The organism is Paenibacillus sp. FSL W7-1279, from assembly GCF_037969845.1.
Lineage (GTDB): Bacteria > Bacillota > Bacilli > Paenibacillales > Paenibacillaceae > Paenibacillus_AQ.
Map to the genome: position 1 here is coordinate 4,349,281 of NZ_CP150215.1, position 15,047 is coordinate 4,364,327.

Here is a 15,047-nt window from a genome sequence, read left to right on the forward strand (position 1 = left end):
GCAGCGTACTCCATAGAAAAGCCGATACAAAACATGTAAAAATCGCTCCTTGCATCCCTGGCGATTGTTGCGATCCTGAGTTATTCTTTTCATATATCACCTATCAGGATGGAGGCTGGACTGCCGTGTATGATGCTCGAGATTTGGTTGTGCGGATCAACTGGACCTTCCGAAAGACAACCTCTTCCGATTGGTCTGATATCCGTAATAATACGTCAGTGCACAGTTTCTACTGGATCCATGAAGGCAGCGGAATCTTCTATGCGGATCAAGCATATCCGGTAAGTCAAGGCATGCTGTTTTATATGGAACCAGGCTTGCAGATGCGTATGAAAAACGCTCCGGAAGCCCCTCTTACCATAAGCATGGTGCTATTTGAATGCTGCTGTCTTCAACATTCCCGGTCTGAATGGCAGCTCCCTCAAAGCGTTCAGCGGCTTGATATCCCATTTATGGCCCATTATCTAGGCGAGCAAGCCATCGGGATGGACCATGGTTTCAGCGAGTTGACAAGGGCTTGGGTTCCCGGGAATACGGATAGTGAATTGGAAAGCAGCGCCCTGCTTCTAAGGATGATCGCCAAATTACATCAGGAGAACAAGCCGTCTCTAATAGAGCCCGCATATGAGGCATATCACAGGATAAAATCAGACATCGAAGACCATTACGCCGATCCGCTTCATATTGGATCCTTAGCAAAGAAACATGCCATTTCAGAGTCATATTTGCGAAAGCTGTTTATGAAGCATCTGCATGTTTCTCCCAAGGACTACCTGACCGACATCCGTATGCGGCATGCAGAGCGTTACTTGGCATACACGTCGTATACATTGAGGGTTATCGCCAACGCATGCGGATATCATGATGAATTTCATTTCAGTAAAGCATTTCATAAGTACAAAGGGATGGCTCCCGCAGCGTTTCGAAAAAGCTCAAAACATGCGAATCATTCTACCCTGTAACTGTTGCTGATTGGTGTATCGGCGTATACTCTCGAATCTAAGAAAACCTTATGTAAGCGAAATAAAATTGTATACCAAAAAACGGACTTTAGAGACGTTATTCAACACTAGCAGCAAATCAACTGCCATTGCCCATAATACGACTCTGTCGTCCGTTTTAACTGGAACATGATTCTTGGTGTAACCGATTGTCTCTAGAAGATTTTATCCCGGCGGCGGGGCCGTGGATCGGCGGATGACCAGCTCTGGGGGGAGCACAATCCGCTGTGGAGGTTCTCCCTGGCTGGACAGATTCCTGACTACAAGGTCTACCGCCAGGCGGCCCATCTGTTCCATCGGCTGGGCAATAACGGTGAGCGGCGGATCGGTTACCCGGGCGAGAATCGTATCGTCAAAGCTGACGACCGAACAGTCCTCCGGAACGCGCAGCCCGAGCTCGCGGATCGCCTGAAGGGCGCCGATCGCCAGCAGGTCGTTGCAGCAAAACAGCGCCGTGGGCGGTTCCTCCAGCTCCAGAATAGCTTTGGCTCGGCGGTATCCGTCCTCGATCTTATGGTCACAGGCCGCCATATAGTCGGGAGACGGCTCCAAACCGAGCAAGGCGGCAGCCTCGACAAAACCCCTTACCCGCTCATTGCTGCTCGTCACCCGTTCATGCTCGGCGAGTACCGCCAGCCTGCGGTGACCGAGACGAAGCAGATGCTCAGCAGCCAGACGGCCCCCTTCCAAGTCATGAACCCGAACGCTGCTTGCGCCAAGTGCCGGATTGTCGCGAGCGATAAGCGCTATAGCCAGCGAATGCTCCTGAAGCGGCTTAAGCAGCTCGCCATGGGATACGCCCGTACCGATAATAACGCCGTCCACCTGCTTTTGTCTCAGCAGGCTGACATAGCGCTTTACCTTCTCTTCCTGGTTGTCCGTGCTGCAGATGATCACGCTGTATCCAAGCTGATGCCCGTGATCCTCGACCGATCGTGCAATCTCGGCAAAAAAGGGGTTCGAGATGTCAGGGACGAGCAATCCCAGGGTATAGGTTTTTTTGCCGGCGAGGGCTGAGGCAATCGCATTCGGCCGATAATTCAGGCGTTGCATGATATCGAGAATCTCCTCACGCCGTTCGCGACTGATCTTGCCCTTGCCGTTCATGACGTGAGAGACGGTGGCAATGGAGACGCCGGCTTCGCGCGCAACGTCATAAATAGTCGCTCTTATCATCCCTTGAACTCCATTTGTTTAAATTTGGCATTTCAATTTATTATGAGCTTTCATCTCGTTTAGCGCAAGACCGTTTAGTCGTTATTACTGCCTGCAGACATGCACACCTTAGGATCCTGGTCCATAACACGTCCCATGATTTCCAGCTTTATCTCATAAGCCAATCATGATCCGGATCATTGCGGAATTTCCATATTCGCTTCGGCCCCGCCATGACGTTCAGATAGTACACATCATATCCGGGAGGCGCGGATACCGGATGGTAGCCCTCAGGCACCATAACGGCCTCGCCGTCTTTGACCGCCATTGTTTCGTCCAGCGAACGGTCATCGGTGTAGACCCGCTGAACGGCAAAACCGCATTCCGGCTGAACCCGGAAGTAGTAGGTTTCCTCCAGCAGCGATTCCTCCGGCAGCTCGTCGCGGTCATGCTTGTGCGGCGGGTAGCTGGACCAGTTGCCCCCGTCCGTAAACACCTCGACCACCAATAGACTGTCTGCAAGCTTTTGCTCCGGCAAAATATTATGCACCAGACGCGACATGCTCCCGCTCCCGCGGTTCTCCACGCCGACCTCTTCCGGCGCGATGAGACGGGCCTGATGCGTGCCTTTCCCCGGGGCAAGGCACACCGCCAGCTCCATTTCAGTTAGTGCTGTGACCTCGAACTCTTCTTGTGAGGGCACATAAACCGTATAGGGAGGCGTCTTTTCAAACACGCTCATGCGTTTGCCAATGTTGTGCCAGCTCTCTCCCCCGGCCCTCACGTCGGCTCGCCCAGTTAACAGAACAACAGCCGCTTCCTGATCTCCCGTGACTCGTCTCAGCGTCTGTCCTTCCCGTAAACGGAATACTTCAAATCCCACATATGTCCAGCCTGCGCTTTGCGGCGTTATAGACAGCACGCGCCCGTCCAGGTCCGGCGTCGTTAGGGGTACAATTAAGTTCGGCATGATATTCCTCCTTTTTGTTTCTGTCTCTGCAAATGAGGAAGCTCCAACAGATAGTTTTCCCGTTTGAGTAAGATCTTCCAGCGCTTGGGCGACAGCTTCTCATATATCGATTTCAAGCAGATATTGAGGCTAGCGAACACAAACGATGATGTCTTCTTGTTCAGCCAGCTTAGCCATCCCCTCTCGACAGCCCGCTGCCAATTACAGCCTCTTCTGATTTCAGGTTTAGCCTGCGGAGGATATGCCGGTGGTGAGCTCGGCAAGCCTCACCGGGCGGCCCTGCTGGAGCGAACGCTTGGCCGCAAAGGCGATCAGCTCTGCCTGAAGGGCGTCATGGCCGCTGACTGGCACCGCGGTACCGTTTTGCAAGCTATCGATAAATTGCCGCGTCTCGTTCATGTACGCTTCCTTGTACCGCTCCAGAAAGAAATACAGTGGTTTGTCGCGGGTAACGCCATCCGGACCGCTGACAATGGCGGTGCTTGGATAGTCGTTGTCAGCGGAGACACAGCCGCCGGAGCCGAACACCTCGATCCGCTGATCATAACCGTAGACGGCCTTGCGGCTGTTGTCGATGACGCCGAGCGCTCCGTTTTCAAACCGCAGCGTTGTGAGGGCGGTGTCGATGTCGCCCAGCTCTCCGATGGCAGGGTCCACGAGTACCGCTCCCTGGGCATACACTTCGACCACCTCGCTGCCCGATAAAAAACGGGCGATGTCGAAATCATGAATAGCCATATCCATAAACAGCCCGCCGGACACTTTAATGTAATCCGGATGCGGCGGACTCGGATCACGCGAGGTAATCTTGATCAGATGCGTATCCCCGATTCTCCCCGCGGACACAATCTCCCGAACCCGGCTGAAGTTATGGTCAAACCGGCGGTTGAAGCCGATCTGCAGACTTACGCCTGCCGCTTCCACGGCCGCCAGCGCCTCGCGGGTCTGATCCACGCTCATGCTGACCGGTTTCTCGCAGAAAATATGCTTGCCGTTCGCCGCGGCCTGCTTGATCAGCGGGACATGCGTATCCGTCGAGGAGCAGATCAGCACGGCATCGATATCCGGATGTTCCAAGATATCGTTACTATTAGTCGTAACCACAGGAATGCCGCGCTCCGCGGCCCAGGACCTCAGCTTGTCGTCGGCGAACAAATCGCCGATGGCCGCAATTTTTGCACCAGGCATGCGCAGCAGATGATCCGCATGGATTTTGCCGATTCGTCCGGCACCGATAATGCCGATATTAATGGTTTTCATATGAACGTCTCCTCTGCTTAAAGGCTACCAGCGCGCCGTTACCATTTTCTTGCGGGTATAGAACTCCACGCCGTCCGTTCCATTCGCATGCAGATCCCCATAGAAAGAATTTTTCCAGCCGGAGAACGGAAAGAACGCCATCGGTGCTGGAACGCCGAGGTTGACGCCAAGCATACCGGCATCGATATGCTCACGGAACTGGCGCACGTCGCTGCCATCCTGCGTGAACAGGCAGGCCCCGTTGGCAAAGTCCGAGCGGTTGGAAATTTCAATCGCTTCTTCCAGCGATTCCGCACGCATGACAGACAGCACGGGGGCAAAAATTTCGTCCTTCCAAATTCTCATCTCGCTGGTCACCTCATCAAAAATCGTCGGTCCGACAAAATATCCGTCCCCCCTCACGGCCTCATCGCTCCGTCCATCGCGCACCAGCTTGGCGCCTTCTTGCTCGCCGACCTCGATATAAGAGAGCGTGCGCTCCTTGTGAGCTCGCCTGATAACCGGCCCGAGGAAGACGCCTTCGTCCGCTCCGTTGCCGATGGTAATCTCATCGGCCGCTTGCTTCAGCTTCTCCAGCAGCGGCTCCGCCACGTCGCCCACGGCCACGACGACGGAGCAGGCCATGCAGCGCTCGCCGGCAGAACCAAAGGCCGCGCTGACGATCTGGGTCACGGCCCCATCCAAGTCGGCAGTCGGCATCACGATGCTGTGATTCTTCGCTCCGGCCAAGGCCTGCACACGCTTGCCGTGGGAAGAAGCGGTTTTGTACACATACTCCGCCACCGGCTGGGAGCCGACGAAGGACACAGCGGCAATGCCGGGATGTTCCAAGATGCCGTTGACTACATCATGAGCGCCGTGGACGATATTCAGAACGCCGTCCGGCAGACCGGCATCGGCGAACAGCTCTGCCAGACGCTGAGCCAGGAGCGGCGTGCGCTCCGACGGCTTCAGCACGAACGCATTGCCGCAAGCGATGGCGAGCGGGAACATCCAGCACGGCACCATCATCGGGAAGTTGAACGGCGTGATACCCGCTACAACGCCGATCGGATATCGGTACATGCCGGACTCCAGGTTGGTGGCGATGTCAGGAAGCTGCTTGCCCATCATCAGCGTAGGCGCACCGGCCGCAAACTCCACGCATTCGATGCCGCGCTGCACCTCGCCGTAGGCTTCGGCATAGCTTTTGCCGTTCTCCGCCGTAATCAGGCGTGCCAGCTCCTCCCAGTGCTCCACGAGCAGCTGTTGATACTTGAACAGAATGCGAGCGCGGCGAGGAACAGCTGTCTTGGCCCAGGCACGACCCGCTTTGGCGGCTGCCTGTACGGCCTGATCCACCTCCTCTTTGGTGGAAAGCGGAACGTAAGCAAGGATCTCTTCCGTCGCCGGGTTGTATACGGGATCGGTGGTTTCGGATCGGGAAGGAACGAATTGTCCCCCGATATAATTGCTCAGGGTTTGCGTCATGGCTGGTTGGCCCCTTTCGATTGGATCAGTAAAATAGAACACAACAAAACATCAGTGGTGACAGATCTCCAATATAGCTACTGACCATGAACTAAACTCAGGAATTGGAGGTGATTTCGCCTCGCTTGCAGCGCTCAATATAATCGTGAACCGCCGCGCTCGTCGGCATCGCATCGGAGCAGCTGTGGCTGGAGATGACAATGCTTGCCGCCGCGCTGCCGAACTCCATGCAGCGCTCGATGGGCCAGCCCTGCATCAGGCCGTACAGAAAACCGGCGGCGTATGAATCTCCCGCTCCGAACGTCTTGATGACCTTTGCCGGAAAGCTTTGTGCCGTATGGCTGGCACCGCCAGGGGTATACGCGATGGAACCTTCCTTGCCGTGCTTGATAATCACGATCTTGGCGTTGTAATCAAACCACTTGGCGGCCGTGATGCGGTCGCTTCGTTCCGGGTTGCCCCCGAACTGCTCCATCATGTCGAATTCCTCGCGCGTGCCGAGGATAATATCGCATGTCTCCGCCGCTAAATTGTAGTAGATCGCCGTCTCCTGCGGAGATTTCCATGTGTACGGACGGTAGTCGAGGTCAAACGCGATCACGGCCCCGTGGCGCTTGGCATAGTCCAGAGCCAGAAACACGGCTTCCCGGGAAGGACTGGCCGAGAGCGCGGTTCCGGAGATCAGCACCATTTTGGCGGAGGCGATCAGCTCTTCGTTCACGTCCCCTGTCTCCAGCAGCAAGTCCGCGGCGTTGTCGCGGTACATCAGAATGCTGCAGTCGGTGGGACTCTTGATCTCAGTAAAAGCCAGACCCGTCACGGCTCCCGTGTAGTCGGTGGACACGCCTTTAGTCGCAATCCCGTTATTCTCAAGGTATTTTGTAATAAAACGTCCCATCTGATCGTCCGCAACCTTGCCGATAAAACCCGTGATCAGCCCCAGACGTGCCATCCCGATGCAGATGTTGGCGGGTGATCCGCCCACGTACTTGGTAAACGTGCTCGTTTCCTCCATCGGCCGGTTAATTTCATTGGCGTTCAGGTCGATGCAGAGCCTCCCTACAGCCACGAAATCCAACGGTTTTTCGTTATTGAACGTGATTTCACTCATGGATTAACCTCCTTCTCCTTGATCAGATCGGCCCAAGCTGCGAGCACCAAGAAACGCATGGCCCCCGCTATCCAATGGCCGTAATCACCTGCAGTTCTTTATCCTTTGACACCTGATCAGCTGCAGCTCTTAACCATCGAAGCCCGAATGAGAGCCACTGGTTGTCTGCTATGCATGCTTTTATCTGTGTTCTCGAGCGATGTCGAATCGCCATGAGCCTGGTTTCAACGATCATGCCGCATAACTTCAGCCCTATCGTTTCTGCTGGCCTTCCAGCCGTTCCAGGTATTCGATGGCCTGCTGAGCGTACTCCTTTGCAGGATGCAGCGCAGGGTCCTGTTCACCCTCCAGCATCGCCCAACCGTCATAGCCGCGCTTGACGAGCTCGCCGATAATCGGCGCAAAGTCAATGCAGCCGTCTCCTGGAACCGTGAACACGCCTCTGCGAATGCAGCTCACAAAATCGCACCGAGCCTGTCGTGCCTGCTCCAAAACATCAAGCCGGACATCCTTCAGATGGATGTACGCAATCCGCTCATAATGCATGCGGAGCAGTTCAAGCGGATCTGCTCCCCCGTAATAGGCATGACCGGTATCGTACAGGAGAAACACCAGCGAAGGATCGGTCATGGCCATCAGGCGGTCGATTTCGTCGGGCTGCTCCACGACCGTGCCGCCATGGTGATGGTAAGCCAGTTTCATGCCATAACTAACCGCAATCTCGCCAGCCTGGTTCAGTCCTTCCGCCAGGCTTTCCCATCCGGCGTCATCCAGACGGAGAACGATACTCTCATTCGGCGTCCGTCGGGGATCGAAGTGAAGTGATCCCCCAACCTCCGCCGTGCTGATGACTTTGCTGCCGAACCCGGCCAGAAACTCCGCGTGCCGCCGGTAATCCTCCAGCTCCTGCTTCCGGTAATCGGGATCAGAGAACAGCACCGACTTCCACTGGGAAACCAGTTGAATGCCGCGCGCATCCAGCTCCCGTTTCAGCACAGTCCGATCCTTGGGGAATTTTCTTCCCATCTCCGTACCTGTCAGTCCCAAAGCCGCAATATCATCTACAATCATCTCAAAGGTCGTGTCGTCCCCATGCTCCCTAACGTCCTCGCCGACCCAGTTAATAGGATGGATCCCAAGCTTGAAGTGCCTGTTGCTCATAACCAGCGCTCCTTTGTTTTGTTTAGTAGGGTCTTGCTTCCTTGCTTCGGGCAGCCATTTGGCGCTGCGCTTCGGTTACCTTGCTTGAGGCCGACACCTCCGGCACCTCTACGCGCCACCAGGACTCATAACCATCGGTGTTCGTCCCCGGAACGACCGGAATCTCGATCAGCGTCGTGACGATTTCCTTCTGCGCCAGGAGAAGTGCTTCGTGCAGTGCTTCCGGCGAGTTGGCCTTGTAGGCTTTAGCGCCAAGCGCACGAGCGTGTGCCGCGAAATCAATCGGGAGGTATTCACCTGTCAAGCGACCCGTCCCCACTTCGCGGCGTCGGAACTCATTGCCAAACCCGTCGCTGCCGTTGCTCCGCTGCAGATTATGAATACATTGGAATCCGTGGTTGTCGAACAACAATATCGTAATCTTGCGGCCTTCCTGCAAGCTGGTGATCAGCTCCGAGTGCAGCATAAGGTAACTGCCGTCGCCGACCAGCGCATAGACTTCACGGTCCGGCTCCGCGAGAGCGGCTCCCAAGGCGCCGCTCACCTCATACCCCATGCAGGAGAAGCCATACTCCATGTGGTACGTCTTCGGTTCGGAAGGTCTCCATAACCGGTGCAAGTCTCCCGGAAGGCTGCCTGCGGCACAGACGATGATGGAAGATGGGGAGATGACCTCATTGATGACGCCAAGGGCTCTTGTCTGAGACAAGCCGTCCGGATGCTCGGCAGCGTACAAGCGGTCCACCTCGCAGTCCCACGCTGCTTTCAAATCGGCAAGCTCTCGATCTTCGTAACCCGCTTGATAGCCAACCCGAGACAGCTCCTGGTGCAGCGCTTTCAACCCTTCCTTCGCATCGGCAATCAGCGCTTCGCCGCCGAGCTTGGCGCCATCCGCACCGTTGACATTCAGGTTCAGGAACGATACATCCTCCCTTTGAAACGCCCATTTGGAGGACGTGGTAAAGTCCGAATATCGGGTGCCGATACCGATAATCAGATCGGCCTTAGCGGCAGCGCGATTTGCCGCCAACGAGCCCGTTACGCCCATGGCGCCCAGGTTCAGGGGGTGGTTCCAGGGAAGCGCACTTTTGCCGGCCTGCGTTTCTGCGACCGGGATGCCGAAAGCTTCCGCAAATGCAGCCAGGTCGGTGGCTGCATCACTGTAGTGCACGCCTCCACCGGCAATGATGAGCGGACGCTTGCTGGCTGCAATCCGTCCCGCCGCACGCTTCAGTCGCTCCGCCGACGGCGGGCGGCGGTCGATGACGTGTACCGTTTTCTCAAACAGCGAATCCGGATAATCGTACGCCTCAGCCTGCACGTCCTGAGGCAGCGCCAGCGTAACCGCTCCCGTCTCCGCCGGATCAGTAAGCACACGGATCGCCTGGCGGGCGGCCGCGATAAGCTGCTCCGGCCGGGATATCCGATCCCAGTACCGGCTCACCGGCTTGAAAGCATCTGCGGCCGATACCGTATAATCCGACGGGGCCTCTATCTGCTGCAGCACCGGATCAGGCTGGCGGCAGGCGAAGTTATCACCAGGCAGCAGCAGCACCGGGATGCGATTCACCGTTGCCGTAGCTGCCGCGGTGACCATATTGAGCGCACCGGGTCCGATGGACGAGGTGCAGGCCCAGATCTGCCGCCGGTTCTTTTGCTTCGCGTATGCCGCAGCGGTATGCACCATGCCCTGCTCATTTTTGCCCTGAACATAAACCAGGTCACCCGCGCTTCGTTCCAAGGCCTCGCCAAGACCGGTTACATTGCCGTGTCCGAATATTCCCATTACCCCATGCACGAATTTCGTCTCCACTCCATCGACGGAAACGTACTGTGCATCCAAAAACTTCAGCAGCGCCTGTGCCATCGTTAATCGTGTCGTCGTCAACCGGTTCATCTCCTTTTCAACTTTTCATCTTCATTGCAGCCTAAGAAAGAAACATTATGTGAATTAAGCGCTTAACCTATTAGATCTATGCGCCTAACCAACTAAGGGTTAAGCGCTTTAAAGAAAGTGTATGCCTTACTTGCCGCCCAGCATGCCTTTCAATTTTATGATTTCCGCGCCCGCCAGCATCATGATGCCGGTCCCGTGATTGTCATTCACCACGGTGAGTAGGTCATGCTTGTAATAATCCCCGGTAAAGGAATAACGGGACCCGCTGCATACCCCGTGCACGCTGCCGCGGCGATCGATGACTTTTCCGGTCAGCCCCTGCCATGCCCGAATGGCGGCATCGGCGAACGGTGCGGGATTCTCCAGCCAGCCGAACCGCACGCCTCTGGCAAAGGCATAGGCGAACATGGCTGTACAGGATGCTTCCTCATATGCTTCCGGATCGGTAATGACTTGTCTCCAGAGCCCTGACTCTCCCTGGTAGGAAGCGATCCCGGCACACAGCTCACGGTAGAATTCAAGCAGGGCCGGTCGATCCTTATGCTCCCCCGGCAGGCGTTCAAGCAGCTCGGACAAGGAGAACAGGCTCCAGCCATTTCCACGCCCCCAAGGAATTCGGGTCGCCTTCCCGTATTTGAAGTCAAACACGTGGCTCATCACGCCTTCCTCCGGCATAAACAGATACTCCCGATACCTCAAAAACTGATGGGCCGCGTCATCCAGATAAGAGGAATCGCCTGTAATTTCGGCGTACCGCGACAAGAAAGGCGTGCTCATGTACAGATCATCCGCCCACATCGTATCCGCAGAGTACTCCGAGATGCAGAGACGGTAGAAGGCGCCGTCTTCCCGACGTTCCAGGCGGTTCGTCATAAAGTCCGCAATCACTTCCGCCACATTCAAATAGTCCGGATTACCGCTTTCCGTGTATGCTTCCAGCATCGCAGAGCCGAAGGAACCACAGTTGTCCAGCATTTTGATCAGCACCAACTGATGGTTAATCGACGGAAATCCATACGTATCCCGATCCCAAACGGCGTATTCATACCATGAAGTACAGATGTCGATGTGCGCGTGAGCAAATTTCGCAATATCCGGCCGCTTCAGGATTCGCGACGTCTGAAGCAGGCCGTACATCGTCACCCCAAGCGGATAGTCCCAGCGCCCGAAATTGGTGGCAGAACCGGAGGTCCATTTGTTGCTCAGCATTGCGTTCTCATAGAACGGCCTGACCCGGCGGCCCGGCGCATCCAGGGACCAGCCGGTCAAACCGCCGCTATCCGCGCGAGGGAACAGCCGTCGTACCGAACACACCTCCTTCTGTATTTCCTCCTTCTCTGCAGCCAGCGGCCCGGCAAATAGCCACGGAGAAGGTGCGCCCTGGACTTGAACCGGAAGCACAAAGTCCAGCTCTTTCTCTGAACCATAGGCCTCAAGCTCAAATCCCCATCCGGATGGCCCGCTAGAGCATCGTACGAGAAGATCCCCTCGGCTGGCCGCAGCAGGAATCTCGCAGCCAAAATTGCCGCACCCTTGAGTATCCAATACGGCTTTCCCGTCGATCCATACTTCCGTCCGCCCCAGAGCGCGGCCTCTAAGCACAACACAGTCAACGCCTGCCGGCACATGCAATCGGCTCCAGGCATAACCCGATACCGGGAGCTTCGGCAAGCCAAACATACGCTCAAAATTCGGCTTCTCCGCTTCTTCCTCGCTCCAGCCTGTGACCGGGAGCCAGCTAACACCGGTCTCGCCTTCAGTTCCGTGGGCATTCGGAAAGATACCGCTTTCTCCGAACATGCCGGCGGTCAACGGCCCGGCATACGCCCAACCGGCAGCTTCCTTCCGATCAGCAAACGGGGATAACACCTGCAAAATTCTGACCTTGCCCTCCTGGGAGCCAAATCGGCAGCCGAAGCCAGCTTCGGTCCTGCACGCCTCAATCAGCAGCGTATTCCAGCCGGGTTTCAGAACAAGCGGAACAACGATTTTTGCATCCGGCTTCATCTCGTCCTCGGCTCCCGAGCGGTACATCAGCTGATCGTTCAGATAGAACCGTACAGGGCTGAACGGCATAATCCCGGCGTCAAGCGAACGCTCATCGTCGCTCCAGACCAAGCCAAGCGCATAGGCGGCGTCCCCCGGCCTCGCATCCCGGAACCGGTCGCCGAAGTTGAAATTATAGAACCCTTCCTCGGTCTGAAGAATACCTGTTTCAGCGAACGAGCGCAGCGAGAACGGAATTTCCGGGTTCGCTCCGATGTAGCGGTCGGCAATGGTCTTCAGCACTCCGGCATCATCATCGCCCAACCAATACCGGATGCTCTCACGAGCTTCGATATAGCTTGTCATGAAGCTCCACTTCCTTCCGTTTGAGCTTGCTCTGCCGGAGAAAGCTTGATGTGAATCTCCTTCTCGAACGGAGTTACCACGTTCAGCAGCAGCGTTCGGCACCCAAGCGGATAAACCGCTTCCCGGACGCCCGCCGCTGTGTGCTGAAATTCGCCGCCGCTAATTTCCATCCACTCGCCGTCCATCTCGTAGCGAATGCTCCCTTCCATCCAGAACTGAGCATCCACGCCGGCGGGAGCAAGCTCTCCACCGCTAAGGGCTCCAGCTGCCGGAAATATGAGCGAGATCTGCGATACGACTTCCTCCGGCTCCGTCGAGGAAATGACCAGCTTCCAGCCATCAACGGTTTCCAGCACGTCCACCCTCACCTTATGCTGCTGCACATGCGTCTGGGGACGGCGGTGATGCGGCAGCAGATACCAAGGGCTGATGTCTGCCTCGGTGCTTGCAGGCAGATCGGCTTCCGGCACCGGCCCGTTGTAGCCCTTCTCCTGTTCGCCGGATAACCGATACCCATCCTCCAACGTCGCCATCCGGCTCATCTTGACAAAGCCGGGGTCGAAGTAGGAGGCGAACTGCACACCCAGCAAACGAGCCGCTCCATGACGAATAGAAAAGAAGGAGGACATTTCCGTGCTGACGGTCACGCTGGTATGTCCTTCACGGATTCGGGCGACCGGAGCGCCAAAATCCGTATGCATCCGGCTGTAACGGATGACACCGTGATGACCGGCACCTGCAAACCCGGACAGGTAGCGCTCCCTTGGAAATTCTCCGTTCAGCACGACGCGATAATGCTCCGGCATCGGCGTTATCTCCGCACCCTGGCGCTTTAGCCCCGGATCCAAGAGCAGCCGAACGGCTGCGTTGGTCGGTGCTCCGCCGGGATGCTTCAGCAGAGACAGCGACTGTTCCGCCATCCCCTGAAATACCGGATCACGGTCCAGCGAGGCCATCATCAGACACGGCAGAAAATATCCCGACATATCGAAGCTTTGACCAAAATCCTGCCGCCCGGAATATTCGGTAACGATCTCCCCATCCGGGTGAACCAGATAGGACATCATCTTCAAATTGGCACGGACCGGGATCAGAAGCTCCGGACGCTTCAGCAACCTGGCCGCATGAATCAGCATGACGTCGCTGACGACGTTGTAGATCCCGTTGCTGCGCTCGGTCCACTCCCCGTCCGCCGTGGCGTCCATGCCTTCGGCGAGCCACTCCTCCGCCCGCTTCAAGGCATCGTGCGAATCAAAGAGCTCATTCAAGAAGCCCAGCGCCGCGCAGATGACCCACCGATGATTCGGCGTATGGCAGCCTCCGGTAATCAGCGCGGGCAAGGTCCGTTCCAGAAACAGCAGCATATCCGCCGCTGCTCCCTTCAGCTCTTCCCAACCGTCGGCCAGAAGCAGCTGCGCTGCTTGCGCGTAACCAACCACGACGAACGCCGTATCCGGAGGAGAATGAAAATTCGTCCAGCCCGGCGAGATCGTACCGTCGCTATGCTGAGTCTCCAGCATATAACGCGCCGCAAGCGTTAATCTGTTCGCCAGCTCCCTGCTGTGGTAGTATTCGGATGCCGGATTGCAAAGCGCGGCGGCCCAGATCGCCATGGCGGTCGGTGTCCCGCTGTTATGGTTGGGTGAGGGCAAACCGTTCTCCAAGGTACGAACCCCGCCATACCAGCGATGTGCCTGCTCCATAATCTGGCGGTCCGTCCCCTCCCGAACCCAGCCGTCATTGACTTCAAAAACTTTGCTATACATATACGATCCTCCTGATATCCGTCGTCCTTAACCCTTCACGGCTCCCAGCATCACGCCGCTGACGAAGTAACGCTGCAGCCATGGATACACGATTAGAATCGGCACCGTGGCAAATACGACGCTGGCCGCTTTCAAGCTTTCCGTGGTTGCTCTGACACCCGCTGCAGGTCCCTCGTTACGGGTCAGATCCGTTATCATATTGTTCTGTACCAATTGATACAGCTTCAGCTGGAGCGGATACAGCTCTTCGCTTGTAATGTACAACAGCGTGTCCTGAAATCCGTTCCAGCGCCCGACCGCATAGAACAGGCTTAGCGTTGCTATGACCGGCAATGACAGCGGCAGAATAATCCGAAGCATCGTTCCGATCTGGCTTGTGCCGTCAATTTCGGCCGCTTCCTCAAGACTTTCCGGAATTCCGTTAAAGAAGGAGATCAGGATAATCAGATAGAACGGACTGATCAGTCCCGGAAGAACCAGGGCCCAAATCGTATCCAGCAAATTCAGGTCTTTCACGAGAATGTATTCCGGGATAATGCCCCCGCTGAAGAACATGGTCACAATGATGATAAACATGAAGATTTTGCGGCCTTTCAGCTTCTTTTTTGTCAGTGGATAAGCGGCAATCATCGTCATGATCATGCACAGCACCGTCGTCAGCAATGTGAGCATGACCGTAAAGCCGAGAGACCGGATCATGCTGGAATCCGAGAATACGGATTTATAAGCCTGAAGGCTGAACTCTACCGGCAACAAAGTCACGTCACCTGACGTTACTGCACGATTTGAGCTGAAGGAGATGGCGATAATATGGAAAAAGGGTGCCAGGCAAATAAGTACAAAAAGTGCAAGCAGGATGATGTTTACGGTATCAAAAACGCGGTTCGACACACGCTCGCTCATG

The 15,047-nt window shown here is 56.1% G+C and carries 11 protein-coding genes; 1 reads left to right on the top strand and 10 read right to left on the bottom strand.

Annotated features, from left to right (window positions below):
- The first annotated feature begins 125 nt into the window (after positions 1-125).
- Complete coding sequence (locus MKY82_RS19260; RefSeq protein ID WP_339217947.1) at positions 126-962, top strand: AraC family transcriptional regulator; 837 nt, start codon at positions 126-128, stop codon at positions 960-962.
- 204 nt (positions 963-1,166) lie between these two features.
- Here MKY82_RS19260 and MKY82_RS19265 read toward each other — a convergent pair whose 3' ends face one another.
- From MKY82_RS19265 to MKY82_RS19310, 10 genes are all read right to left on the bottom strand, one after another.
- A complete protein-coding gene (locus tag MKY82_RS19265) occupies positions 1,167-2,177 on the bottom strand; it encodes a LacI family DNA-binding transcriptional regulator (RefSeq protein WP_339217949.1) in 1,011 nt (336 codons plus the stop codon).
- 148 nt (positions 2,178-2,325) lie between these two features.
- A complete protein-coding gene (gene iolB, locus MKY82_RS19270) occupies positions 2,326-3,126 on the bottom strand; it encodes a 5-deoxy-glucuronate isomerase (RefSeq protein ID WP_339294130.1) in 801 nt (266 codons plus the stop codon).
- 225 nt (positions 3,127-3,351) lie between these two features.
- Positions 3,352-4,386: an inositol 2-dehydrogenase gene (iolG, locus tag MKY82_RS19275; protein ID WP_339294131.1), complete on the bottom strand. Its 1,035-nt coding sequence runs from the start codon at positions 4,384-4,386 to the stop codon at positions 3,352-3,354.
- A 24-nt stretch (positions 4,387-4,410) separates the two neighbouring features.
- Entirely contained in the window at positions 4,411-5,856 is a 1,446-nt protein-coding gene (locus tag MKY82_RS19280) for a CoA-acylating methylmalonate-semialdehyde dehydrogenase (RefSeq protein WP_339294132.1), read from the bottom strand.
- Between the two features lie 97 nt (positions 5,857-5,953).
- Positions 5,954-6,967: a 5-dehydro-2-deoxygluconokinase gene (gene iolC / locus MKY82_RS19285; protein WP_339294133.1), complete on the bottom strand. Its 1,014-nt coding sequence runs from the start codon at positions 6,965-6,967 to the stop codon at positions 5,954-5,956.
- Positions 6,968-7,219: 252 nt separating this feature from the next.
- Positions 7,220-8,128 carry a myo-inosose-2 dehydratase gene (iolE, locus tag MKY82_RS19290; protein WP_339294134.1) on the bottom strand — a complete coding sequence of 303 codons (909 nt, stop codon included), beginning with the start codon at positions 8,126-8,128 and terminating at the stop codon, positions 7,220-7,222.
- Between the two features lie 22 nt (positions 8,129-8,150).
- Entirely contained in the window at positions 8,151-10,016 is a 1,866-nt protein-coding gene (gene iolD / locus MKY82_RS19295; RefSeq protein ID WP_339294135.1) for a 3D-(3,5/4)-trihydroxycyclohexane-1,2-dione acylhydrolase (decyclizing), read from the bottom strand.
- A gap of 135 nt (positions 10,017-10,151) precedes the next feature.
- A complete protein-coding gene (locus MKY82_RS19300; protein WP_339294136.1) occupies positions 10,152-12,377 on the bottom strand; it encodes a glycoside hydrolase family 88 protein in 2,226 nt (741 codons plus the stop codon).
- Entirely contained in the window at positions 12,374-14,143 is a 1,770-nt protein-coding gene (locus tag MKY82_RS19305) for a hypothetical protein (protein WP_339294137.1), read from the bottom strand. Before MKY82_RS19305 ends, MKY82_RS19300 begins: the two co-directional genes overlap by 4 nt.
- Before the next feature lie 27 nt (positions 14,144-14,170).
- Entirely contained in the window at positions 14,171-15,046 is an 876-nt protein-coding gene (locus MKY82_RS19310; RefSeq protein WP_339294138.1) for a carbohydrate ABC transporter permease, read from the bottom strand.
- Position 15,047: the final 1 nt, after the last annotated feature.

What these genes read in the sequence shown, in the direction of transcription:
- MKY82_RS19265 (WP_339217949.1), bottom strand. Translation starts at nt 2,177, where the DNA reads ATGATAAGAGCGACTATTTATGACGTTGCGCGCGAAGCCGGCGTCTCC.
- iolB (WP_339294130.1), bottom strand. Translation starts at nt 3,126, where the DNA reads ATGCCGAACTTAATTGTACCCCTAACGACGCCGGACCTGGACGGGCGC.
- iolG (WP_339294131.1), bottom strand. Translation starts at nt 4,386, where the DNA reads ATGAAAACCATTAATATCGGCATTATCGGTGCCGGACGAATCGGCAAA.
- MKY82_RS19280 (WP_339294132.1), bottom strand. Translation starts at nt 5,856, where the DNA reads ATGACGCAAACCCTGAGCAATTATATCGGGGGACAATTCGTTCCTTCC.
- iolC (WP_339294133.1), bottom strand. Translation starts at nt 6,967, where the DNA reads ATGAGTGAAATCACGTTCAATAACGAAAAACCGTTGGATTTCGTGGCT.
- iolE (WP_339294134.1), bottom strand. Translation starts at nt 8,128, where the DNA reads ATGAGCAACAGGCACTTCAAGCTTGGGATCCATCCTATTAACTGGGTC.
- MKY82_RS19300 (WP_339294136.1), bottom strand. Translation starts at nt 12,377, where the DNA reads ATGACAAGCTATATCGAAGCTCGTGAGAGCATCCGGTATTGGTTGGGC.
- MKY82_RS19305 (WP_339294137.1), bottom strand. Translation starts at nt 14,143, where the DNA reads ATGTATAGCAAAGTTTTTGAAGTCAATGACGGCTGGGTTCGGGAGGGG.
- MKY82_RS19310 (WP_339294138.1), bottom strand. Translation starts at nt 15,046, where the DNA reads ATGAGCGAGCGTGTGTCGAACCGCGTTTTTGATACCGTAAACATCATC.